At 41.8% G+C, this 24,030-nt stretch carries 23 protein-coding genes; 19 read left to right on the top strand and 4 right to left on the bottom strand.

The window, feature by feature from the left end:
* Positions 1–161: 161 nt before the first annotated feature.
* The 18 genes from R7Z78_RS21100 to R7Z78_RS21015 all read left to right on the top strand — a co-directional run bounded on the left by R7Z78_RS21100 (position 162) and on the right by R7Z78_RS21015 (position 19,902).
* Entirely contained in the window at positions 162–545 is a 384-nt protein-coding gene (locus R7Z78_RS21100) for a hypothetical protein (protein WP_169643989.1), read from the top strand.
* Positions 546–556: 11 nt separating this feature from the next.
* A complete protein-coding gene (locus R7Z78_RS21095) occupies positions 557–1,015 on the top strand; it encodes a hypothetical protein (protein WP_140301938.1) in 459 nt (152 codons plus the stop codon).
* Positions 1,016–1,247: 232 nt separating this feature from the next.
* Positions 1,248–1,547 carry a type IV conjugative transfer system protein TraL gene (locus R7Z78_RS21090; protein WP_025624840.1) on the top strand — a complete coding sequence of 100 codons (300 nt, stop codon included), beginning with the start codon at positions 1,248–1,250 and terminating at the stop codon, positions 1,545–1,547.
* Between the two features lie 21 nt (positions 1,548–1,568).
* The gene (locus tag R7Z78_RS21085) at positions 1,569–2,171 is read left to right on the top strand and encodes a TraE/TraK family type IV conjugative transfer system protein (RefSeq protein WP_169643987.1); all 603 of its coding nucleotides are present in this window, start codon (positions 1,569–1,571) and stop codon (positions 2,169–2,171) included.
* Positions 2,168–2,980 carry a type-F conjugative transfer system secretin TraK gene (locus R7Z78_RS21080; RefSeq protein WP_140134612.1) on the top strand — a complete coding sequence of 271 codons (813 nt, stop codon included), beginning with the start codon at positions 2,168–2,170 and terminating at the stop codon, positions 2,978–2,980. The genes R7Z78_RS21085 and R7Z78_RS21080 overlap by 4 nt, the downstream gene beginning before the upstream one ends.
* Positions 2,977–4,290, top strand: coding sequence for a TrbI/VirB10 family protein (locus R7Z78_RS21075; RefSeq protein ID WP_140301936.1), 1,314 nt, complete (start codon positions 2,977–2,979; stop codon positions 4,288–4,290). Before R7Z78_RS21080 ends, R7Z78_RS21075 begins: the two co-directional genes overlap by 4 nt.
* On the top strand, positions 4,287–4,892 hold the full coding sequence (gene traV, locus R7Z78_RS21070) for a type IV conjugative transfer system lipoprotein TraV (protein WP_140134608.1): 606 nt from the start codon (positions 4,287–4,289) through the stop codon (positions 4,890–4,892). The genes R7Z78_RS21075 and traV overlap by 4 nt, the downstream gene beginning before the upstream one ends.
* Positions 4,893–4,917: 25 nt before the next feature.
* Complete coding sequence (gene traA / locus R7Z78_RS21065; protein ID WP_212733967.1) at positions 4,918–5,250, top strand: TraA family conjugative transfer protein; 333 nt, start codon at positions 4,918–4,920, stop codon at positions 5,248–5,250.
* 16 nt (positions 5,251–5,266) lie between these two features.
* A complete protein-coding gene (locus tag R7Z78_RS21060) occupies positions 5,267–5,986 on the top strand; it encodes a hypothetical protein (RefSeq protein ID WP_169643985.1) in 720 nt (239 codons plus the stop codon).
* An 11-nt stretch (positions 5,987–5,997) separates the two neighbouring features.
* Complete coding sequence (gene traC / locus R7Z78_RS21055; RefSeq protein ID WP_140134604.1) at positions 5,998–8,580, top strand: type IV secretion system protein TraC; 2,583 nt, start codon at positions 5,998–6,000, stop codon at positions 8,578–8,580.
* The gene (locus R7Z78_RS21050; protein ID WP_169643983.1) at positions 8,573–9,124 is read left to right on the top strand and encodes a S26 family signal peptidase; all 552 of its coding nucleotides are present in this window, start codon (positions 8,573–8,575) and stop codon (positions 9,122–9,124) included. Before traC ends, R7Z78_RS21050 begins: the two co-directional genes overlap by 8 nt.
* Positions 9,118–10,269, top strand: coding sequence for a TrbC family F-type conjugative pilus assembly protein (locus R7Z78_RS21045; protein ID WP_169643981.1), 1,152 nt, complete (start codon positions 9,118–9,120; stop codon positions 10,267–10,269). The genes R7Z78_RS21050 and R7Z78_RS21045 overlap by 7 nt, the downstream gene beginning before the upstream one ends.
* A 10-nt stretch (positions 10,270–10,279) precedes the next feature.
* Positions 10,280–11,311, top strand: a complete 1,032-nt coding sequence (locus R7Z78_RS21040; RefSeq protein ID WP_169643980.1) for a TraU family protein — start codon at positions 10,280–10,282, stop codon at positions 11,309–11,311.
* A 15-nt stretch (positions 11,312–11,326) separates the two neighbouring features.
* On the top strand, positions 11,327–11,773 hold the full coding sequence (locus tag R7Z78_RS21035) for a lytic transglycosylase domain-containing protein (protein WP_118121330.1): 447 nt from the start codon (positions 11,327–11,329) through the stop codon (positions 11,771–11,773).
* A 144-nt stretch (positions 11,774–11,917) separates the two neighbouring features.
* On the top strand, positions 11,918–12,589 hold the full coding sequence (locus tag R7Z78_RS21030; RefSeq protein ID WP_025624955.1) for a hypothetical protein: 672 nt from the start codon (positions 11,918–11,920) through the stop codon (positions 12,587–12,589).
* A 35-nt stretch (positions 12,590–12,624) separates the two neighbouring features.
* Positions 12,625–18,009, top strand: coding sequence for a conjugal transfer protein TraN (gene traN / locus R7Z78_RS21025; RefSeq protein ID WP_169643978.1), 5,385 nt, complete (start codon positions 12,625–12,627; stop codon positions 18,007–18,009).
* Positions 18,010–18,287: 278 nt separating this feature from the next.
* On the top strand, positions 18,288–19,205 hold the full coding sequence (locus R7Z78_RS21020) for a hypothetical protein (RefSeq protein ID WP_140134596.1): 918 nt from the start codon (positions 18,288–18,290) through the stop codon (positions 19,203–19,205).
* Positions 19,206–19,263: 58 nt separating this feature from the next.
* Positions 19,264–19,902, top strand: coding sequence for a DUF2726 domain-containing protein (locus R7Z78_RS21015; protein WP_025625043.1), 639 nt, complete (start codon positions 19,264–19,266; stop codon positions 19,900–19,902).
* Here the strand turns inward: R7Z78_RS21015 and R7Z78_RS21010 are convergent.
* Positions 19,889–20,479: a hypothetical protein gene (locus R7Z78_RS21010; protein WP_169643976.1), complete on the bottom strand. Its 591-nt coding sequence runs from the start codon at positions 20,477–20,479 to the stop codon at positions 19,889–19,891. The two genes, R7Z78_RS21015 and R7Z78_RS21010, sit on opposite strands and share 14 nt — an antisense overlap.
* Positions 20,480–20,714: 235 nt before the next feature.
* Here R7Z78_RS21010 and R7Z78_RS21005 point away from each other — a divergent pair, with 235 nt between their 5' ends.
* Positions 20,715–21,005 carry a hypothetical protein gene (locus R7Z78_RS21005; protein ID WP_169643975.1) on the top strand — a complete coding sequence of 97 codons (291 nt, stop codon included), beginning with the start codon at positions 20,715–20,717 and terminating at the stop codon, positions 21,003–21,005.
* Positions 21,006–21,045: 40 nt separating this feature from the next.
* Here R7Z78_RS21005 and R7Z78_RS21000 read toward each other — a convergent pair whose 3' ends face one another.
* From R7Z78_RS21000 to R7Z78_RS20990, 3 genes are all read right to left on the bottom strand, one after another.
* Positions 21,046–21,858: an ATP-binding protein gene (locus tag R7Z78_RS21000; RefSeq protein WP_318058297.1), complete on the bottom strand. Its 813-nt coding sequence runs from the start codon at positions 21,856–21,858 to the stop codon at positions 21,046–21,048.
* Positions 21,859–22,589: 731 nt separating this feature from the next.
* The gene (locus tag R7Z78_RS20995) at positions 22,590–23,432 is read right to left on the bottom strand and encodes a CAAX protease (protein WP_373417168.1); all 843 of its coding nucleotides are present in this window, start codon (positions 23,430–23,432) and stop codon (positions 22,590–22,592) included.
* Positions 23,433–23,746: 314 nt separating this feature from the next.
* Positions 23,747–23,890 (bottom strand): hypothetical protein, encoded by a 144-nt coding sequence (locus R7Z78_RS20990; protein WP_169643971.1) that lies wholly within the window; start codon positions 23,888–23,890, stop codon positions 23,747–23,749.
* Positions 23,891–24,030 lie beyond the last annotated feature (140 nt).

The following is a 24,030-nucleotide window of genomic DNA, read 5'->3' as shown; positions in this document are numbered from 1 at the left end:
ATCACTCAATAGCCAAGAATGGATCAAGTGCTGAGTGTCACACTTTTTCTGTCAATAGGGGCTTGGTGAACACTTACGCGTTTCAAGCGTTAAGAAAGAGATAGCGAGTCAAACTCAGGTAGTGAAAGAATTGGCAGCTAACTATTAGGTGGGGTTAATTCATGGCAGAAAAATGTCCTTTCTGTGGTGCTCTTTTTACAGTAACCGAAGTTGGAGGCGGTGGGATTTGTGGGGCTTGTCGTGAGCCTATTGATTGTCCTTATTGCAACGAAACGGTTCGAGAAGAGCGTACTACAGGATTTTTTAAAGAATCGATTGTAAAAAAACCAGAAAGTCGTCTTTCTCAACATCTGGGGATTACTGATGAAGAATGGGATGAAATGGACGTTGAACTTAATGCAGATACCGGTAGTCATGACGAAATGACTTATTGTTGTTGGTTTGAAGTTCCAGAAGGTACACTGCAAGAAATCCTAGATAAAACGGGGTGGAAAGTTGGAGATGTTATCAATGGCATTCCAATTTCGGTTGTTGATACTGAATAGAGGAAAGTTCGTTGAAGTTAGATGACTATTTATTTCATACGATTGAAAATTCGGACTTTCTTTCAGGCTTTGTTGTCGGTCATTTGGTGCTTGAGTCATTAATGAAAAAAGCAGTAGCTAAGTATGACCAAGGGTTAGGTAATTACGCAGATAAGCTAAAGTTCTCTGGTCTTGTTGGGCTGTGTTTCGAAGTAGGTATATTTACGAAACCACAGCAAACCACAATGAATGCAATCAATAAGATGAGAAATAAGTTAGCACACAATCTGGAATATACTCCTTCAAGACAGGAACTGAAGGCGGTTTTTGAGCTAGCAAGCGACTCTTTTTCTGATATCTCAGATGGAATATCACAAGGCATAGATACTTTAAGTGATCCTAGCTGGAAGCATGAAAAAGGTGATTACACTTTGTCGGACTTGTTTATACAAATCGCATATGACTTAGACCTTTTCGATGAACACTCATAGAAAAAGTTGTTCATGCCTTTATGCTCTTTTAACCAAACCTTAAAATCTACCAAATACATAAAACGTACAATCAATTCATTTAGATAGAGCGATAGCTTAACTTTGTTAAGTTGTCGCTTTTTTTACCCCTTAGATAATTGCGCCCACTGTGAAGTCTTTCTTTCTCCGTCGATTTTGGAAATTTAAAAGCATCATTAACATATGAGAAAGGCAATAAATACGAGGCGTTTAAATGTCGGATGAAAAACCTATCTCAATGCCGGATCTAGTTGATGAACCCGTCCATTTTCTAATCTGGCAGTACGATGAAATTGCAACGGTAGCTATTGGGCTAGTCGTGGGCATCATTATTAACTCTCCCATGCTTGGGCTGCTGGCAGGTTATTTTGCCAAGGTCACTTATATCAGGATTCGAGATGGTAAGCCGAGGGGCTACTTCATTCATCGTTTCCGTGAAATGGGGTTTGCATTTGAGAAGGTAGAACAGCGTAGTTCTATGCAGCCTCCGTTAGTAGATGAGTGGCATTCGTAGCAAACGACTTAGGGATAAACCATGAATTTCCAAAATTTGAAAAAAAGCTTTTCTGAAATGAGAGGTCAGAGTGCGGCAATAAGCTACGCCAATGCGGGGTTAGTAGTCATGCTCGGCGTGTCACTTTGGGGGAACTTCCAGAAAGATACCGTTGTTATAAACAACTTAAATGAGTCGTGTCAGGAGTCAGAGATTTCGTCTAGTTCAATGAATGAAGCGAATCATCGACGCTTAGGTTTCTACTTGGCAGGAATGTTAGGAAACATTACACCGGCTTCAGCTTCATACGTAGAGTCAGCCGTGGCACCTTTCGCTTCTCCTGAAATCTATCACAAGGTTAATGACCTTATCGCTTACCAAATAGCTAGCCTAGTTGAAGAAGAAGTGACCATGAAGTTTTCAGCGGAACGTGCGTTTGTTGAGGACGGTAAAACCTTTGTTACCGGTAAAGGTTCAATGCAGGGGATGACAGGAAAGGCGGATAAGTATGTTCGTACCTATGAGTTCATTTTCGATGTCCAGAATTACACACCTACTCTTGATTACATAGATGTGTACGACGACGTTCCACATGACAGTGAATGGAAGCAAAAAAACCGTAAGAAGTTGGAGGCAGATAAATGATGACCTCGATTAAAAAAGTGTCCTTACTCTTGGCAGTTTGTGGAGCATCATCTCTGGCAAGTGCAACGGATATGGCTAAGTTCAATTCGAACAGTACAGCGGCGCAGCAAGCGACAAGCTCAGAAAATAAAGAGCAAGGTTTGTATGTTATTTCGAATCGTCATCCTAACCGTATAGTCACACCATTTAAGAAACCTTCGCTGAAGATTGATAAGAGTGAAGGAATAACGCATAGCGTTCGAGGAAATGTCGTGTACTTGGCAACGAAGCTCAACACCAATATCGGGGGATTTATAACTGAATCGGGTGATGAGTCAGCAGCGATTGATGTTGTGTTTAAGCCAATGCCTGTGCCACCACAAGAAGTTGTGTTGAAAGGTGGAATCAAAGGAGGATCTGAGATTGCTCGAAGGTTTGAGCGTTCGTCGCCTCGCACTGAATCCATTGTGTCGATCATGTCTGGTATTGCTACCGGAAATCTACCTGCCGGTTATCAAGTTGAAAATGTAAACGCTAGCTATCTGCCGAAGTGTCAGCAGTTAGAGTTGAGCTTTGATTTTTATAATGGTCAGTTTGTCTCTGGTGGTGATTATGTTGTGTCGATTGGTACAGTCGTAAATAAGTCGTCGCGTCCCGTAAAGTTCAAAGAAAACCTCTGTTATGAAGAAGGTGTCGTAGCGGTAGTTGCTTATCCAACGTATCAGCTAATGCCAAAACAAAAGTCTGAAGTTTTGGTTATGTATCATCGAGTGAAAGTTCCAGCTAAAGCCGAGCGAAAACGCCAGTCTCTATTGGGAGGTTCACAATGAAGCTCAAGTTCATGAACAAATACTTCTCTCCATCACAGCAAGGTCGTGTCTACGTTGTCCTAGCTGTAGTAGGTGTCTTTGTTGCAGCGGTAGCGATCATGACCATCCTAGAACCTGAGAGGTCTAGACCGAGAGCTAAACCAGAAGTAGAAAACATCATCACTGATCGCAATTCTAGAGAGTTCGGTATCGAAGCTATCAACGATAAGTTGGTGCAGCAGAAACGAAAGATGGATGACTATGAAAAGGAAGTGGAAATTCTCAACAAGAAAAATGAATCCTTAGAAAACAAGGTTCAAGACACAAAGAGGTTGAACAATGATGTTCGCAACGCACAACGAACAATAGCTCAGCTAAATGATCAACTCGAAAAATTGCGTCAAGAACAAGCTGCTTTTAAAGATAAGCAATTAACTTATTCCAATGAACTTGATGCAGTAAGAGAACAGGGAAGTGGTGAGATCAAGCATCCAGATTTACAAGTGAACCCTGAAAGGCGAAAGGTATCGAGTACTTCATTTTCATATGGTGGTAGACAGGAGCCGAGCTTCGGGGAGTCATCAAGTTACCAGGGAGATCGCAATGTAGTGGTTTCACCTAGACATGTAGCTGAGACAGACACTAGATCAGAAGGACTATTTACGATTGTCGAGGACACTACCCCTGAGAAAGATGACTCCGAGCCTGAAATTTATTTGCCGAGAGGTTCTATTCTCACTGGCGTTTTGATTACAGGTCTTGATGCTCCGACTAGTGCTAAAGCTGCCGATGAGCCTATTCCTGTTTTGGTTCGCATAAAGAAGGAAGCCATCTTACCTAACTTTGCTGTGCTTGATGAGGTAAACGAATGCTTTGCTCTAATGGCTGGCTATGGTGACTTGAGTTCAGAACGTGCCATGTTGCGTGGCGAGTCAATTACTTGTGTGAAAGTTAATGGGGAAGTTATCGAGGCTGACTTCAGGAGCTTTGCTGTTGGCGAAGATGGCAAAAATGGTTTGAAAGGGACGTTAGTTACTCGTAATTCAAAGATTCTTGCCAACTCGATGATGGCAGGGTTTGCTGCCGGTTTATCCAGCATGTTTGATGTGAACCCTGTCCCTGTTTTGTCCACAACGTCGAATGGGCAAACACAGTATCAAGATGTCTTTAGTACCGATGCATTACAAGGTGGTGCGGCAAAAGGTGCGTCAGACGCAATGAATAGACTCGCTGACTACTACATGGAACTAGCCGATGCGATGCATCCGGTTATTGAAGTCGGTGCGGGTCGAGTAGTGGACATGATTGTGACAAATGGGACTGGGTTATGAATTTAGTTAAAGCTATTGGTGTGCTGCTATCTGCGGCGTTATTGGGTGGCTGTGCAGTTGGTCAGAGTGAATTTAATTGTTCTGCTGGCGATGAAAACGCTCTTTGTGGTTCATCTAGAACTATCTATAAGGCGACTGATGGCACGTTAGTAACGAATGACACTCTGACTTATATCGAAGATGGTGAACCAAGACAAATTACACTTGATGAGCTTAAAGATATTGAAAATAAACAAAAAAATAAAAAAGTTGCTTCAGGGATTTCGGAAATTTCCACCTATGGGGCAAAATTTAATTACGTACCTCAATCATTCAGTTTCGATGGGGATGTACTGCGAAAAGATGTGAAAGTCTTACGTGTTTGGGTTGCACCTTTTGTCGATACAAATGATGACCTTCATTTGTCTTCGATGGTGTACACCGATATCGAACAACGCAGTTGGGAGCTTGGCACTGTCAATCCCAATTTAAAAACGAGAATTGCTCCACCGGTGACAAAGTCCTTGGTAAACCCTTCCAAATCAGAACAGCGAAGTGTGAAGGAATATCGAGTACCAAAAACCGAGAAAGCAAAACTACAAACAACTTTTGATAACAACTAATCATTTAAACCACACGGAGAAAAAAATGATCGCAACTAACAACAACGTAAGTTTTACGGCTACAGAAAATAACTTGATGAAGATGAAGTTCGCTTTGTCATTAGTTGTTCTGGCAGTGGTATTCAGTGCGTTCGCATCTGCGGGTACGGACACAACATTTGATTCATGGGTGAATCAAATGACTGATTGGCTAGAAGGTTCTCTAGGTAAAGGTGTGTCTATCGCATTCGTTATTGTCGGTATCGTCATCGGTATTATGCGTCAAAGTCTAATGGCATTTGCTGTTGGTGTTGGTGCTGCTCTAGGTATGAACTACACACCAGACATCATTAACAGCATGTTCTCAGCAGTACTTTAATATTTAGGGGGATGTAATGAAATTCACTAAACTAATTCCTGCAACTCTTTGTTTAACTTTGATTGCATCCCCTGCCTTAGCTACCAACGGTGCTCAAGAACAGCTAAAAGCATCCTTAACTCAGGCGAGTAAAGCCGAAAAACTACCCAATGCAAAATCTGTTGTTGTCTTTGGTGGTAGTGAGTCCGTAGTACTAACCGATAACCCTCGATGGGTTATCAAAGGGCAGCTATATGATATGTGGCAAAACACTGAGATTAACAGCAAATCACAGCTACATGACGCCGCAAAGAAGATCCCAATTCAAACCATTAATGTAAACACAACCGATGTTGTAGACATAAGAGTGAATCCAGAAAAATCGGAGGTACTGACGGTTTTTCTTGATCCATTTTTGGAGCATTCAGCCAACGAAATGTACTTGTTAAACAAGTATGCGGCTGACTACCAGATTCGTTACATATTTACCGCAATGTCCCAATCGAACATTAAGCCGTTCTTCTCTTTTGCATGTGAGACACAAACCCTTTCAACTGACCAAGTAATAGAAAAGGTTGTTGATAAGCAGTTTGCTTATGGCAAACGCAAATGTAGGGAAGTGCAAGTAATGAATAGCTTTGGCTTAACACAGTTTCTACATATCAAAGAGTCACCAACGCTTATTGCCCCCAATGACGTTTTCCATGTGGGAATGCCTACCGAGTTATTGGGCTGGTTACGAAAGAATACTAAATAGGGAGATAAACGATGTTTGATTATAAGTTTAATGAGAATGAAGCAAGTCGTTTATTTCGACCTCTAGCGTTTGATGCTGATACTGACCTGTTTTTGTGCGATGACAACATGCTGGCGTTCAGCTTCGTTTGTCAGCCAACTAGTGGTTGGGACACACAAATGCTATCAACAATCGAATTGTTACTATCTCAAGATCCGTACCCTACTAAATCTTTGCTTAGCTTTTCTTTGTGGGCTAGCCCTGATGTTAGGGAGTTCCTGAAAGGCTCTGACTATCTGAGAAGTTCTTGCCGAGAGGTTTTGCATCGAGAGGTTCATGACAATGCGTTAGGCTATCTATGGTCAGCTACACGCGATTCGGCAGAGGTTGTTCAGAATACGAAAGTCCGTAATTTCCAGCTTCTTGTGACATTCAAACTGCCTGTAGAGTCATTGGATGTGAATCCCGAAGAAATTCAGGAGATTCAGTCCATTCAGAGAACGATGGAACAGCGTTTGATTAAAGCGCAGCTTGCACCACGACGAATGAACAGCGTAATGCTGGTCAATATTATGAATACGGTCATGAACTGGCAGGAAGACGCTGAGTGGCGAACTACGCAACAACTACCTGTTGATGAGTTTAGTACGCTTAATGAACAGTTTGTTCAATATAATACTGGCGTGTTCAAAACACAGGATGGGGTTGTACTTGGTACTAAAAAGAACCCAACATTTGTGAAAATGCTCACGGTTCGTCGTTTTCCCCGTAAAGCTTATACCGGTCAAGCATTTAAGTGGTTTGGTGATCCATTCGATGGACAAGGCTGTGTAAACCAGAATTTCATGATCACCGTGAATATTCATTACGCTGACCATGCAAAAGAGAAAGGACAAGTAGAGACTAAGAAAAGTCATTACATCAAACAGTCGTTCAGTTCACTGACTAACTTTGCCCCGAAAATCAAGGATATGAAAGCTGACTTAGAAGAACTTTCATTATCTTTACAGGACAAGGGTAAAGCGATCAAAGTGACGCTTTCGGCTGCTGTCTTTGGTCGAACTGAAGAAGATGCTGAAGCCGGTATCACTGGTTTACAGTCTTACATGAAGCAATCAGGGGTAACGATGGTGTCAGAGGATTCATTCTCTGTACCGTCATTCATCCAATTGATGCCGTTCGGGGCTTGTAACCATGCTGTAGCACACTCTCGTCGCTACTTCACGATGGCTTCTAACCATGCACTACCGATACTTCCTCTCTTTGCTGAGTGGAAAGGTACTGGAACCCCAATGTTACAGTTTGTGAGTCGAACAGGGCAGTTGATGAATATTGACCTCTATGATTCAAAAACCAACTTTAACTGTGTGATTTTTGCAGAGTCGGGAGCTGGTAAGTCATTTCTAACTAACGAAATTATTCGCTCCTACCTCAATACAGGTAATAAGGTTTGGACGATTGATGCAGGTGAATCCTACAAGAAACTTTCAAGTAGCCTTGGAGGGAGTTTTACTGCATTTGACTCTGGCTCAGACCTAAGCCTTAACCCTTTCACAATGATCGATGACTCCGATCCTGAAGCATTTCTCGATTCTTTGGAAATGCTGTCTGGTTGTTTGATTGCTATGGCATTCACGAAAGAGTCTCCGACCGATCTACAGTCTTCCGAAATGGAGCGAATCTTAACTCAGGTTTGGAATGAGAAACGTCAGTCAGCCAAGATTGACGATATTCGCGCTAAATGCTTAGAAGACGAGGATATTCGTGTTCGTGACATGGGCAAACAGCTAAGTGCGTTTTGTTCTGATGGGCAGTTTGGTAAGTATTTCGATAAACCACACAACGTAGAGTTCAATGGGAACTTCAACGTGCTCGAATTGGATGGTTTGAGTGAGCGTCCTCGCCTTCAAGCGGTAGTTCTTTTCCTATTGATGGTTCAAATCTCGCACTCGATGTACCACGAGTTCAAAGAAAACCGTGACGTAAAACGTTTGGTTATCATTGACGAAGCTTGGGACTTGCTTGGTAACTCGAAAGCTGTTGAAGCATTCGTTGAAAAAGGTTTTCGACGCTTCCGTAAGTATGGTGGGTGCGGCATTGTCGTTACACAGTCAATTATGGACTTGCAAAAATCATCATCAGGTAAAGCGATTGCCGAGAACGCTGCAAACACCTTTATCCTGAAGCAAAAAGATTCAACCATTGCTAATGCTAAAAAAGACGATTTGATGGCATTGCCACCGGCTGGTTATCAGTTGTTGAAGAAGGTAACTACTGAAATTGGGCATTACTCAGAAATTTTCTTCAATACCAATGCTGGCATGGGTATCGGAAGGCTTATTGTAGATCCGGTTCGTATCATGATGTACTCAACACGAGCGCAAGATAACCAAGCGATTGAATCGTACACCAAAAATAACGTTCCACTATCACAAGCCATGAAGCAGGTCGCACAGGATAGGCAGATGATCCGCTTTCCTGTAGAACGCCCTGAATTTCTAGATGAGCCTGTGACTCAAACTATTTCCATGATGGATGCACAAGTCCTTGAGATGCCGAGTAAGAGTAAACCAACGCTTCACTTGGTAGAAGATGATGGGGTGGTCAATGAGTAGTGAGGGTGTGATGACAGGAACAGAGACTAAACGTGCTCATCCATTGAATTTCCCGATAAAAATGGTTTGGGTTGCAATTGCTATGATTTTTACGTTCCACCTAGCAGTTACAACACTAACTAAGCACTATTTGTTGGTGGTTGATGGCAAGGACGCTAGTGAGAGATGTATCCCTGAGTTTTCCGTGTATTTACTAAAGAGAAACTACGGTCAAATTGAGCATGGAAAAATCTATACGTTTAAAGCAAAGGGTATGACACCGTTCTATCAGGACAACATGCTTATAACGAAATATGCAGTAGGGTTGCCAGGTGATGAGGTTATTCAGAATGCGAAAGGAGTTTTCATTAATAATGAGCGCATTACTGATGACTACCCATTGATAGATAAGCTTGGTGTGGATCAGGAAGCTCTATATAAGAGCTACCACGTTAAAGATAACGAAGTGTTTTTCACTGCACCGGCTGAGCGTAGCTTTGACTCCCGCTATTGGGGAACGGCAGATATCAATGAAATCGTTGGTGAGGCGATTCCGTTATGGTAGCTGCTAAGCAAACACTCTTGAGCCTTATTTTGTTGTCCGGCACCGCATTCGGTGATAGCAGTGCCGAATATTCGAGCATGCCTGATAGCATTGTTCAGTCCAAACAAACTGCATTAACCCAAGGACAGAACGCTTTGGGTGATGAGTACATGAACAAATTGCTGCGCAAAAATGAAGCAATACACTCGGCAACCTTTTCAACTAAAGTGGCAACCGAACATCAAGATAGTGTTGAGCCTCAAACCGATATCCACTATGTGATTTTAGTTAGTGATGCTATGGGCAAACGTGAGCTTAAACATTTATTCAAATCGTTGTCTCACCGCAACGATGTGTCTTTTGTTGTAAGAGGTATCTTGCCAACAGAAAAGACAATTACCGATGTTGGTAAGCGAATTATTGGGCTTATTAAAGACCTCCCTGAAGTTCCTAACGTGAATCTAGATCCGCGACCTTTCCAAAATATTAACGCTGAATATGCACCTCAAATCCTTATGTACAAAGGGGACTCGGTTGTTCTCTCTGCTGCTGGGTTGGTTAACCCTAACTACCTAAAAACTGAGTTTGAAAAGGGAAAACGAGGTGATTTAGGAAATTTTGGGAGCATGGTTAAGATATCTGAAAGAGATCTAACTGAGGTTCTAAAAGAACGTGCAGCGTTGCTCGATAAGGAAACGTTGATTGCTGATGCAAAGGATAGGTTTTGGGATAACGTAGCGTTTACTGCATTACCGAACGCTACTGAAACACTAGTACGCAGCTTTGTGCCGGAAGTAGTTGTCCGTGAAGATATGGTCACTCCGAACGGTGATGTTATTGCGTTCGCAGGAGAGAGAATTAATCGCCTGAATACCCTCCCATTTACTCAACGACTAGTCGTGTTCGATCCAACTGACCGTAAACAAATGGAATTTGTTCAGTCATTACCGGAATCACCGCTACGAACCAAATTTATCGCAACACGTTTTGATAGAAGCCTTAAATGGGATGCTGTTAAGTCGGTAGAAAGACAACTCAATGCATCTGTGTATCAGCTAAAACCAGAGCTAGTCACAGCGTTTGATTTGCAAGTCGTACCAAGCATCGTAACTGCTGATCATCAAAGAAAAGTCTTTGTTATCAGTGAAACCAAAATGGAAGACTGAGACTTTTTACATGCTCAAGAAAGTAGCATTAGCTGTTGCTCTAGGAGCAATCACGTTTAGTGAAATGACACTAGCAGACGATGTAGCACAACTCGGTGAATGTCGTGATGGTGGGGTATTAGATGGGTCTATGTTTACTGACGTTCCGTGGAATGCCATGTATCCAATCCGATTAGCAGGAGTCAACCTTAGCCCAAGTGGAAATGGTGCGCCTAGTGACGCTACAAAAAAAGCATTCTGTGCATGTGAAGATGACTTAGGGATAGCAGTACCAGGATTTACACAATCAATGTATGAACCGGCTAGGCTCATTGAGCTGGTACGTGAACCCGACTGCATGATGTCATTAGGTGGTGCTGAAATGGGTATGACTAATGGACGCATGAGGGGATCTACTGGACAAAATGAGCAAGAGGGTGGTCAAGGCGCTCAGAACGCTTTTTGGCACTATCACTACTTTGCTTACCCCTTGCTATTAATGCTTGAAATGGTTGTCGCTAACCGTTGTGGTGATGGGTTCATGTCTATGGATTTGCTTTATGTTAGCGAACTCGATCCAACATGGAATGATGCTGAATTGGCGGCATTTGCTAATCCTGAAGCTGCGCTGTTTGGTAATCCTATCGCGTTAGCGTCATGTCTTGCTGATGGGGCTGCTGCTGTTGGTAAGTCAATGGATGAGCTGTTTTGGTGTGCAGGGGCATGGGGTGGTATCTATCCGCTTTCTGGCTTTGTATCGACTAAAAGTTCTATTGCCACAAAAACAAGCTTGTTAGCAACGCGCTCAGTTGCAGCTCTACACCGAAGACTACTAGCGAGAAAAACCACTGGTGATGATGCCCTGTGTGACGCTCCCCTTTTTCCAACTATTCCAAAATCACAATACAAAATGAACATGATGTATCCCGTAGCCGAAAGGAACGAGGCGCACGAGATAGGCGAACCATCATTGCAGTGGGGCGAATGGCGAAACATACCATCCCAAGAAGATGCGATTTACATGCTGTGGCGATACAACGATTGCTGCACCACCTACTACTAATGTGAGGTGCGAACAATGTTACTTAGAAGTGCTTTGGTTGCTTGTTGCACGATTTCTTTTTCAGCGTGGTCTTTCTGCTTTGATGAAGCGGGTAGGCGCTTTGATGTAAGCGTTCCTTTGCTAAAAGCGGTTTGCTTTACAGAATCGAGCATGAGAGCCAATGCCATCAATGGAAAAAACTCTAACGGGACTGTCGATTACGGTCTATGTCAAATCAATTCGTGGTGGTTTCCCAAACTAAAAAAATACGGGATCACGAGAGAAAGCTTGCTGAATGATCCATGCGAAAACACGCTGGTTTCGGCGTGGATATTAGCCGGTAACTTTGAAATTACATCGGATGGATGGAAAGCGGTGGGAGCTTACAACGCAGGTTGGGAGAACACACCTGAGAAGGAAGCAGCAAGGCAAGAGTACATTGCCCTGGTTAAAGAGAACTTGGAGAACATGACACATGAGTAAAGTGTGGCTTATAAACGCGATGATATTGGTCAGCTTGGTTGGGTGCACCTCAACAATTAAGTGTGGTCAGCCATTCACGATCATTGACGGGATGAAGCAGCTCCAAATAGAAAACAATTCAAGTCAATCAACGGAGAAATAGATATGGCTACTAACGAAAAACGCGCGTATTCACGCCCTGCAATAAAGAAGATGCTAAGTGTTAAATCCGAATCAGCTATCAATGCTGTTGAAACGTACATGAATAAAACGCTGAGTGCTATCTATGCACTTGATGTGATCCTGTTTTACATCAGCGATGAAGCGACTAGCGAAGCTGCTAACCAAAAAGTGGCTGATTTGTTCGATGAAAAAATGAAGTTCTTCAACAAGAAGATTAACCACTACAACAACATTGTTGAAGACAGTGGGATGGTCGATATCGTTTGGACACAAGAGTTTTCTGAAGAATACCTAATCTTCTCGCCACTGTGCGGTCAGTACATTCAGCTCATCAAAAAGTTCGACATTTTAACTAGCTTGATTGAACAGGCATGGTTAAACGGACACATTCCTTCAAGTGAACGTAAAGACCGACAAAAGGCACTTCAGAGTCATATGCGTAACGTTTCTCGCTATGTGATCAATGCATCTCAAACCGCGATGCGTTTAGCCAAATCTGCGGGTAAAGAAAAAGAGGTCATTGAATCTGTTGAGAAGATTGGCGTTACCCATGAGATCGCAAAAGAAGTCTTGGATACCACAAAAGCTGTGCAATCAGCGGAGATGGAAAAGACTGAAGACGGTGAAGATGAGCCTGTTGCTCATACCGCCTAAGCAACATAAATAGACGAAAGAATAGGGTTTGCTTGATGTTAAGAGATAGGTTTGATGGGTTTGTAGGGCAACTAATTAGCTATGTGGTGATGATTACAACCACTCTATTGCCGCTACGCATGGCATATGCTCAGCAGGAGTTTGATCAGGCGGTAGTTAATGCGAACTCATTTGCTCAATCTATGCTCAATCAACGAGCAAACCCTACCTATGATGCTGAAGGTAATCTTCTGGTCGATGGGCAAGTGTACATGAGCCAGAAGCAAATAACGGGGCAACGTGATAACGACTACCTACCAGCAGGGGTAGATGTGTATGGGTCTGATGCTCAGACCATCATGCAGGGACAAGCAGCACAAAAAAAGTATGAGGAAAAAACTCTAGCCACGGCTGAAACATCTGGCGAACGAGCTTACCACATTCTAAAGAAATCAATCTCAAACCAAAAACCAGACTTAGCTAATGATCCTATTTGGGCAGCTACAGACGATGTGTTCAATAACTTAGAAGAAATTGCTCAAGACTTTGCTAATTGCACTATTGATAAAGAGTTAGTGTCCAATGGGAAGTCCTACCATGTTCCTGTGTATAAGACATGTGAACGACTACCAGCAATTGAAGATAACTACAGCATTTTTCATGAGTATGAAGTAGGGGTGATTAAGCATCATTCAGGTGCAACGAACATTGCTTCTTGTGGTGATGGCTGTACGACACTATGGCTAGGTACTATTGGTAACAACTATTGGTCTGGAAATTGTACTATCTATGAACAACAAATGCAGGTTGAGGTAATCCAGCCTCAAGCCATTCAATCTGCAATCGTTGACTACGCAAAATTCGATGACTGGTTTCAAATTCATCTTAATGGTGAAAAGGTTTATAACGGACCATACCCCGATCAGTTCCCGCCTGAAACTGATGGACGATGTGAGCTAAGTAATAGTTGGGTAAAAAGACCAAACATTAACGTCCTGAACTCCTTTCGTAGTACACCAGAGAAAGGAATACTGACATTTAAGAATAGAACGTCCGTGTCTGGTGAAGGGGAAGGGTATGCCAAAATTACGATCAACTACGATGCTAGTGATTTGGTGTATGCAGAAAGTTGGTCAGACCAAGAGCTGATCGATAAAGCCTACGCGATAAAGAAGCAAGCAGATGATGGCTTTTGTGAAGCTTCATTTACGTGTGCGAACATGCCAGCCTCCGTTGATGAAAACGGATGTGCCGTTATTAACGGTATACGAGTGTGTGAAGAAAACTTTGACGACAACCCACTATCTGACTTGGGCATTAGCCCATTTTGTCAGCGTATTGATATCGAGAGCAACTGTGGTTTTAACGAGGGGCAAATCTGCACAACCAATATCGAAGGTGTAGAAACATGCTTTGATAACGATACCGTCGAAAACAACCAATGTGCTCAGTATGAAAATGATTCTACATGTAGTTATATCAAAACAGAGTGTGTTGAAGGAGCCGAAGGTGCCAGCGGTGAATGTTATGTTCAGCTAGATACTTACGATTGTGGTTTCGATGCTTCAACGGGTACGACACACGAAGAAGAAGTTTTGCGCTGTGACGGTCAGATCCAATGTATTGGTGAATCTTGTTATAGCCCTGACCGTGATTTGGCGAACAATGATTTTGGAGAGGTTAACGCATATCTTGAAATGCTTCGCTATGCGCAAGCAGACATGACTTGCGAAGGTATACCGGAGCGACCATTTGATCCAGTTAATCCACCGGATAGATATGAGCCGATTCCTAGTTGTCCCGCAGGTTCGGTGTACGATAAAATCTCCGGTAAATGTCTTACTCAAACAGCATGTACTTATTCAGATAACGACTTCTTTGCTGTTAGCCGCCGTGATGGTATCCAAGTCCTACTCAGCAACATGGTTGTTGCAAACGAACCTAGCGTTCTGACTTGTACAACGCTCATCAAAAACGGTACTGCGTACACTTGTGGCGAAGCTCGTAAGAATGTGGGTACTGATACGTTCTATGAGGTGTGTACTAATACCGTCAGTGAGCCTACGCCGAATACCTGTCCGTCAGATGAGCATGAGTTGAATGAGAATACGGGGTATTGTGAAGTACCTCCTATCGTGACCTGCCCTGATGGATTTGTGCTAGTTCAGGGGTCGGATATGTGGAGTTCCGAAGACGATGTTTGCCGCCTTGAGACTCCGGTAACGTATAACTGCGACAAGTCTCATGAATACTACAATCCCGAAACCGGTGTTTGTGACGGTTTGTTGTATGACGTTGCTACCTGTGACGATCCGATGAACTTGGAGAATGATATTTGTACGGCAACATTAACTGATGATGTTCAATGCCCTTCTGGTCAGTCATTTATCTCAAGTCAAGAAGTGTGCAGCCAAACATTAGTGAACAACGCAACGTGTCCTAGCGGCTCATCTTTAGAAAATGATCGATGTAATGGGTTGCTTGTTGAGCAAGCTGAGTGTCCATCGGGACAGGCGCTTAAAAATGGTGTGTGTACCGTCACTCTGTCTCAGCCAGCAGGTTGTCCAGCAGGGCAAACACTGCAAAATGACGTTTGTACCACAACACTAACTGATTCCCCTAAGTGCCCAAGCGGTCAATCATTCAATACATCAACCGGACAGTGTAGCCAAACCATTTTTAATGATGCTCAGTGCCCTTCTGGTTCCTCATTGTCTAATGATCGCTGTAATGGCCTTTTGGTTCAAAACGCGCGATGCCCATCAGGGCAGTCTTTAAAAAATGGCGTTTGTACCGTAACGCTCAACAAGGCTCCAAGTTGCTCTAGCGGCTATACATACAACGCAAGTAAAGACCGTTGCGAAAAAACGACAAGTATTAGCATAACGCAAACGTGTCAAAACGGGTTTTCGTTAGTGGGAGGCATTTGTAAGAAAGAGGATGTCGTAAATGCCATTGAAAACTGTCCAAGCAATTCACAATGGAATGAACAAAAAAGAAAATGTGAGGTTAATGTATGTGAATACAACTCTGGCACATTTTATTTCCACAACAGATATGGCGGCGGTGGCTGTTGGTTAAATGGCAAGGAAGTGTCTTGCTCAAATTACTCCATTGGTGGTCGAGTCAAAGAAGAGAATATGAATACGTTCTTTGAGTTGTGCTACAAGGGATACATTAGTAAAAATGTTGAATGCCCTTCTGGTTACACATATAAGGAAGGTTTTTGCTCAAAAACGACAACACACCCGCCAATAAAGTCTTGTCCTTCAGGATATACTCAAAACGGCTCAAAGTGTGATAAAACACAAATAACAAGCCCTTTATGCCAATCGGGTTATGGTTATAACTTTTCTACAAATAAGTGTGAAAAAACAGTAAATAGTAGCCCTATGTGTGAAACAGGGTATAGCTTCAATCTATCTACGAATAAGTGTGAAAAAGAGATTGATGCGGCTCCTATTTGTTCAAGTGGATACAGCTATGATCCAGTATCGAATAAGTGTAAGAAGACCGTTGAATCAACGCCGTTCTGTCAATCAGGATACCAATACAACGATGATTTACAGCTTTGTACAAAACACCAAACATCTTCGCCATTGTGTCAAAGCGGGTATGGGTACAACCTTCAAACCAACCAGTGTGAAAAGACAGTAAACAGCAATCCTATTTGTGAAACAGGCTATGGCTTTAATTTAACCACGAATAAGTGTGAAAAAGAGATTGATGCGGCTCCTATTTGTACAAGTGGATACAGTTATGATCCAGTGTCGAATAAGTGTAAGAAAATTGTTGAAAGTGAGCCTCAGTGCCAAACTGGGTACGAATATTATGATGGGCTTTGCTACAAAGAGATTTCATCTGCCCCTAATTGTCCTGATGGATATGCATATAGCACAATTACAGGTCAGTGTGAGTTGAAAACAAGCTCTCAACCGCGATTAAGTTGTGACACCGAAGGGACTAGTTACTATGCGCCAACAAATACATGTCGCTTAGATATTGAGGCAGAGCAATCATGTCCAAGTAGTTTTCCTGTATGGAGTGACGACGAAAACCGTTGTATGTCGGGTTCTCTTAGCCCGTTAGCAAAAGTTCGAACCAAGTTGGAGTCGAACGCAGGCATTGACGCCAACAATCCTAATGAGGCTCAGGCTTTAATAGCGTATGCCGTGGCTCCTTTCTCTCATCTTGCTTCGGCACTTATGCCGACAGCTTATGCAGAAGAAGTTGCAGAGCCGGAAGATAGTGTCACTCAAGATACTATGAATGCATACATTGGTGAGAAGTTCGAATATGCAGCTCAAACATTTGACTACCAAAAGGCGATGTTTGCTCAAGGTCAAAGCCAGCTATTAGGGATGATGTCTAGTAGCGCACCGTCTGATGGTCAAGGCACAACGAATGTTCAATGTGAACTGTTTAAAGGTGAGGCAATGGAATGCAAGCAAGCGGTTGGTGGCATGCAGGACTGTTGTGAATCGCCAGTCACCGTTTCGCTTGGTGATTACATCACTTTGACAAGACACATGATGAGTATGGACTCCCTCACAGGGCAGGTGTTTGGCTTGGACGGTTATACGGGAGTTTGGGACATCGCTTCAAATTGGACTAGCGAAGCCGCGAGTACAGCTTTTGATGCAGTACAGAGCACATTCACGTCTGGTGCTGACGTGGTTGCTCAACAAGGTACAGAAGCGGTAGGTGAAGGTGCAGTGAATGCAATGGCTCAATCTATGATGACCTATACAAACGCATTCTTGACCGAAGCATTTGGTCCTGAAGTCGCGGGGATGTTCTTTCAACAGGCAGGGACCGATGCTGCCGGTAATGCAGTACTTGGAGCATCACCACAAATGGCTGCTGCGGGACAGGCTCTTATGTATTGCTATTACGCTTATTTGGCATATGTAGTCTTCAATTTGCTCGTAAACATCGTTTTCGCCTGTGAAGAAGAAGAACTCGATTTGGCTATGAAAGTGGAGCTACTTTCCGCCCATTATCTTGGCTCGTACTGTAAGACCGAAGTTTTAGGAGCGTGTATTGAAAAGAGAAAATCATACTGTGCCTATGACTCCCCGCTTTCCCGTATTTTGATGGAGCAAATATATCAGCAACCTCAAATGGGTTTGTCCTGGGGCAGTGCAAAGAATCCAAACTGTTCGGGATTAAGCATAGAAGACATTGGCAACGTAGATTGGGATCAAGTGAATCTAGATGAATGGGTAGGAATACTCATTGAAACGGATAACTTTATCCAAAACGATGTTATTGATATTGAGCGTTTAACCGGTAGTGGTTCGCTACTTAACTATGGTGACACCACTGAGACAGAGCGCCAGAATGTATTAGAGAAAAACACGGATAGATTTGACGACATTGATGTGGATGAAGTTCGCAGAGATGCTTATGAAGATGCATGGAACGAGCAACAGAATTGATAGGTGAGTAATGAGTAATAACAGTGTCGCGTTCGCAAGTTGTGCAGGAACCCTAGAAGACTACTTTAAGTCTGATATCTGTGCGAACAGAACAATATATTGTCAGTTTAGGCTAGAGAGTTTAGGGGTTTTGGGCGAACACTTGGTGCAAGAGGCAGTAAATAGAAACAAAATAAAGTATGTCATTTTCTGTGATGGGAAAGTGATTAAAAGGAGTTAGGAAAGCAAGCTTAGATAGTAGAATAAGAGTAATTAAATTATTAGTGGTGCAGGGAATTATGTCTTTAAAAACGTTAGCAATATTGGTCAGTGCAGTTTCTCTTACAGCGTGTGTGAGTGCACCTAAGCAGGACTATACACATTTGCCATATGACAACGCTCAGAGCGAAGCGTACAACATAGCTAAACAGACAAGTCTTTTAAAGGACTACTGGCATGGCTCGACTATAGCGAGTCCATTGAAGGACTTTTCAACATCAGAAATAGATGCAACAGAAACCAGTTTGCGCGAGTATCGCGGCGGTAATGTGTCGGTAGGTACGGGCTTGCTAAGTATTGTAACTGGTGACTTGACCGGAGTAATCAGCGTGGCAGGAGGCGCGGTAGCAAACCTTGCACAATCAGGTCACGCGCCAAGTAATCAAATTAGGCTGTTTGTAGAGCTGCCTAAGAGCAAATATGCTAGTAATGTAGAGGCTGAAAAGTTCATAGTTACCAGCATGGAACAAGCAGCAAACAAGGTACTTTCACGATATGGTCAGGTGAAGCAAATATCACCAAAGCCTGAAAGTGCTTATGATGCATTTTGGGTTGAAAAGTCAGGTAAGTCGATTCCCTTTAGCCTAGTTAACCGAAAAGAAAGTGAGCTAAAAGGCGACTCTATAGCTGAAGCCGCAACATCAATAGATGGCAGCAATGAGGTTCAGTTAACCTACGGTATTATTGAGGATTCGGGTGTTAACTGGAATAAGGTTATCGTAAACCCGCCAATGCCATTCGTTTACTCAGTAGAAGTGAGTCCAGTAAACACCGTGGAGTTCTACAAAGAGTATTCAGCTCAACTACCGGATGGGTTCTATATTTACGTCCCAAGCTTTCCGAACACATCTTGGAATAGTAAAACCTACTTTGACAATTCAATTATTGTTCCCTCAATCTTCACTCAAGGTGAGCAATACCAGTTTATCAAACCTTAATAAAAGTAATTGAGAAATCTATAGCCCCTCATCGTAGGGGCTTTTTTACGGAGGAACAATGGAAAACTTACTGAATAATTCCAATGCTTGGTTAGCAATTGCTCTATTCATTGTGCTAAGCGTATTGATTGGCTCAAAGGGAGGAAAGAAGCGGGGTGGATATAAACCGATTAAGAATTTAAACACAAAGTGTGAACAGAACTTCTTCAAGCAGCTATTACGTCGATTGCCAAATGGGGTTTATGTTGCGTGTAAAGTTCGTTTAGCAGATATTTGCTTACCAACGAATAACAAGGACATTGGTGGGTTCAATGCCATTGCGAAAAAGCATGTTGATTTCGTACTTCTCGATCAACAAACAAGTGAGATTTTATGTGTCATTGAACTAGATGACAGGAGTCATAATTCAGCAGCAGCGAAGAAAAGAGATAGGGTTAAGGACTCGGTTTTTAAAAGTGCTCAGATTAAATTGATTCGCGTTAAAGCATCGAGATCATATAAAAAAGATATAGATGGAATATTGGAAAGTGTTGCTAAGTATGAGAACGAAACTACCTCACAAAATAATAGTGGCAAGTGTCCCCAATGCTCATCTGAGAAGTATCAACAGATCGATTTAAAGGGATTGCAAAAAGGGAAGCACTATTATCTGTGTGAGGTTTGTAATTATAGCACCGAGCCTATTAAAACTGTTTAAAGAACAATTGCAGAAAGTGGCGTTTAGAGCCAATTTGCTTTTCTACTCGCTTGATGACTTGTGAGATAGCTGACTTACTTTTGTTGCTTTCAATTGCAATGCTGGTCAGAGGCTCATGCTTAGCTAGTTCTTCCAAGATCGATTGGGCATTACCATCAATTTTCAGGAACGCTTCAGCTTTGGCTAGCTCCGTTTTGTTCGCGTGAAACTGTTGAGGTTCTTCATGCAAAACAATATGGGAAATGTCACTGATGAAACGCTTATCAAACAGGTGGTTAGCCTTGATAAGTGCTAGGAACGCTTCCAGATTAGGGATGTCTGTTGATTGGGTAAAAACAGAAATGGATACGTTTGGGTGTAGTGTTCGTAGCTTATAAAGCTCATGCATTGTTTCGTGAATGGACGTACCTAAATACAGATCACTGATGATGAATTGACAGCCATTAAAATCAAACTGCTTTAGTTCTTCCAGGGTAGTTAACGTTGTAATGGTAAGAGTACCGTTAGACGTTTTTTGAAAGTCTCGGCAAATCGCTTCTGCTATGATAGGCTGATCTTCAATGATGACAATATCCATGCGTATACTCAATGTTATTTAAACGGCTAATGCTACTTCAGAGTTATAAACTACCGTGATAGAAAAGAAAGAGAACAATTTAAGCAATAAAATTGCTGGCATCGTTCATGATTATTGGGTCGAGCATGATAGCACTATCGAGAACACAAATAAAATATTCAGGAAATCATTTCTCTGTATTATCTTTACAAGCATCTTAGGCATAGGATCGGTGTTCTATCTTGATGCAATAAACATGTTTGAGAAAAAGGTGGTAATTGGTAATGTAAACGAGGTAGGAGTTAACAGGGAATTGCTTATTTCATATTTTAATGGAACATATAAGAGCGTTTCCAAATATATAACTAGAGATGATTACTTTGAGGTGGTAGAAAAGATTGGTTTGAAAGGAGTTAAATATAAAGCCAGCCAAATATTATCAGGAGATATTGTATATCAAAACCTACAATTGATAGATAAAAACTCAACGTTGAATGTTAAATTCGTTATTTCAAATGGTAGGCTTATTTATATTTCCGTTCATTAGTTCAAAAACTAGAGCATCTGGATTTTCCAATAGCTGAAATTCATCTCTTTATGTTAATAACTACACAGTGCTTTGAGTCTACTAGGTCTGAATGAATAGATATATCCCTTCCATTAGCCAGCCTTTTAAGAGATATCAGTCCCAATCCATAATGGATTCGATTATGAATATCGACTCTCCTTCCGCAAGATAGCGTTTCTCTATTTTCTATCTTTGTAAGCGTTTTGGGGGTTATCCCTGAACTATCGTCCACAACAATAACTGAGTAGTGGGATTGAGATAGTCTTGTCATCACTCTTATTCGATCTCCTTTTCCTGACACGCTAATGGCGTTTGAAAGGACAATACTCAATACCTTGTTTAGAGTGCTTGGGCATAGCTTTATTACCCGAATCTTTGAGTCTGCGGAGAAGTCGTAATCGAACTTAATGCCGTAATGATTTGCCAGAGTACCGTATTCATTTAATGTAACCGATAACAATGGTTCTACACTATGGTAAATCATGGAAGGGCTATTATTGAAGGAACTGATTGAGGCAATGGAATATAGTGATTCTTTTATAGATAAGGAATCAGCTAAATTTATTTTCTCATTCTTCTTAGAAGAAGAAATAATTGCCTCATTAATCGTATGGTTCATTGCGTTTACTTGCACATGGACACTTTTTAGTGTTCTGTTAATTATATGATTTTCAAATGCTTTAAAGCCAAAATATCCAATCAAAGATAACCATACAAATAAGATGGTTAGTGTTCCAAACGAAACTTTATAGAACATAAACATCACAGATGGAAGCATGAAAGAACCGCAGATAATTAACTTTAATACTAGCGTGTTTATATTTTTAAACATGGTTTGGAAACTATTTGTCTGACAGATATATCAATGAGTGTGAATAACCAAGGAGCGTTATGATGATATTGATACTTATACTCATATACAATACATTTCGTTTAAATAATGAGCGTGCATGTAGTTACGCTGTCACCAAACGTGCTAGTTTAAATGTTATGTGACGCTGTAACACGTGACATTTTCTATGTTATTTTACTAACTACGCGTGAAAAGCCTCAGATTTATAATAAATCTTAAATACTAAACAGTTTTACAGATTCAATTTGTAGGTTTTAGAGTTGAATCCATACGTAAGTTACTGATATTAAATGATTAAATGACTAGTTGGTGTATTTGACAGTTTAGCTCAAAGCAACCCGAAAACAAGGCTGTTACCAGTGTTCCAGTTGAACAATGCTCATAAGCATGATTTCCAGTGTTCGAGCGAAACCATATGACCGGCTGCAGCCGCAATTTGGATCTGTGTGATATTGGATAAAGTAAGGGGGGAGTAGTGAATAAAGTGATTTTTAAAGGTTGTCGCTATGCCATCCTAAAAATGGAAAACGGATTGGTGAAGAATTATAGGGGGATGAGAAATGGCTACAAGCCGTATAGAAAGCGAAAAGCACCCCGCAGGGTGCTCTCTAGAATGCTCAAGTTAGAGATATTGGCGAGAACTTTATTACCAACACTGTAGCCTAACGAGCTAGTGATTGAATTATGGTATAAAGCTGATTTTGTGTCAACTATACAATACCAGGGAGGATAGTTACTATGCCTCGCTTGCCAACAATTTCATGAACTTTAGAACTTTTCACTATACCGTTAAAACGTCTTTTTGCTTGGCTTGGAGTCAGTATATTACTGTACGTAAGTGATTTGTATACGCTTAGAGCTTCAAGGCTCGTGAGCCAATCAAAATGTGCTTTGTAATGAGAATCAAGGTAATCGTTTTTTCTATCCTCAGACACCCAACCCAATATACGGCACAATCGATCATTGAGGGTTTTCATTCGCTGAATGCTTTCTTCTGGAGTCGATGCCGCTGGATAGATCTCTTGGTTGGTTCTGTGATGTCTAATCTGAGTAAACTTCCAAATCGGTTCATGATGAGCTATGCGGTTTCTTAGTTCATTAACTTGGCTTAATCGCATTAGAAAGTCATCCAGAGCATTTTGAGACCAGTAAGTAGAATGAAGGGCGAAGTGTCCTTTAAGTCCGTTAAAAAGTGCACTTTGCCAGTCAATAGAGCCGTTCAATGAAGTGTCGTTGATTAGAAAGCCCCAAAAACCAAAACTTTGTGCCGCTATTACTTTTCCTGGTGTTGGTACTGGATTCTTAGGTACAGGCTGAGATCGCCTTCTTCCTCGTGATGGTAAATGAGTTACGTTGCGAATCAAATTGACCGTCTTAGGCTTTAATTGATTTTGTGTGATTAAGTACTCATACCAATCATTATCAAACGCATGTCCTTGTTGGCGGTGGGCATTGAATTGATGAGATAGTTCTCTATGAATAGTATTGCGGAGTGCTACTTCAAAGATACTTATGAGTTTAAAAAAGGAGGCAGAAAGAGCGTCATTCCACAAGTACAGTCCTAAACACTCCTCATCTGAGGTGAGGTTAAAGTAATTACGATAACTGTTAAGACGATCTGACGATATCGTATTGATTGTTTCACTAATATTGTTAGGTTTCATATGCTTGTGTTAGTGAGCAAAAGGAACATTATATGCGAGTTAAGGAAATGCGTCTAAATGCATTTAAATAGGTTTAGACTGAAACTCAAGGCTTGCCATCATCCGTAATGTTTACGGCAATATGGATAATGACAGGGTGTCCAATTTGAACACCCTGATTGCTTTCTAGGTCAGCGTAAAGAGGCTGGTCGCTACTCGCCTCTTTATAGGTAGGCTTGTGGTACTTCTGCTAAAAACACAGGGTACAAAGGAAACGCTTGTGCGTTGAAGTTACATGAGATTGTCCTTGCTTCAGAATCCCAACGGACAGACTTAACAGGAAACTCCCCTAGCTTGTATTTAGACATATCTATCGCGGTCTGAATCAATCCATCGGCTGCGTCTGCTAGTTCGTCATTGGTTATTTCTGCCGCTTCGTCAATGATGCCGCGAACTTTTTGCGCTGTGCTAGAGCATCAGACCTATTGTTGCGAGTGTAGCCATGCTT

Origin of the sequence: Vibrio sp. 1167, from assembly GCF_033340375.1 — a bacterium.
Classification (GTDB): domain Bacteria; phylum Pseudomonadota; class Gammaproteobacteria; order Enterobacterales; family Vibrionaceae; genus Vibrio; species Vibrio alginolyticus.
The sequence above is the reverse complement of the archived record's forward strand: the minus strand, read 5'-3'. Positions and strand labels throughout refer to the sequence as shown.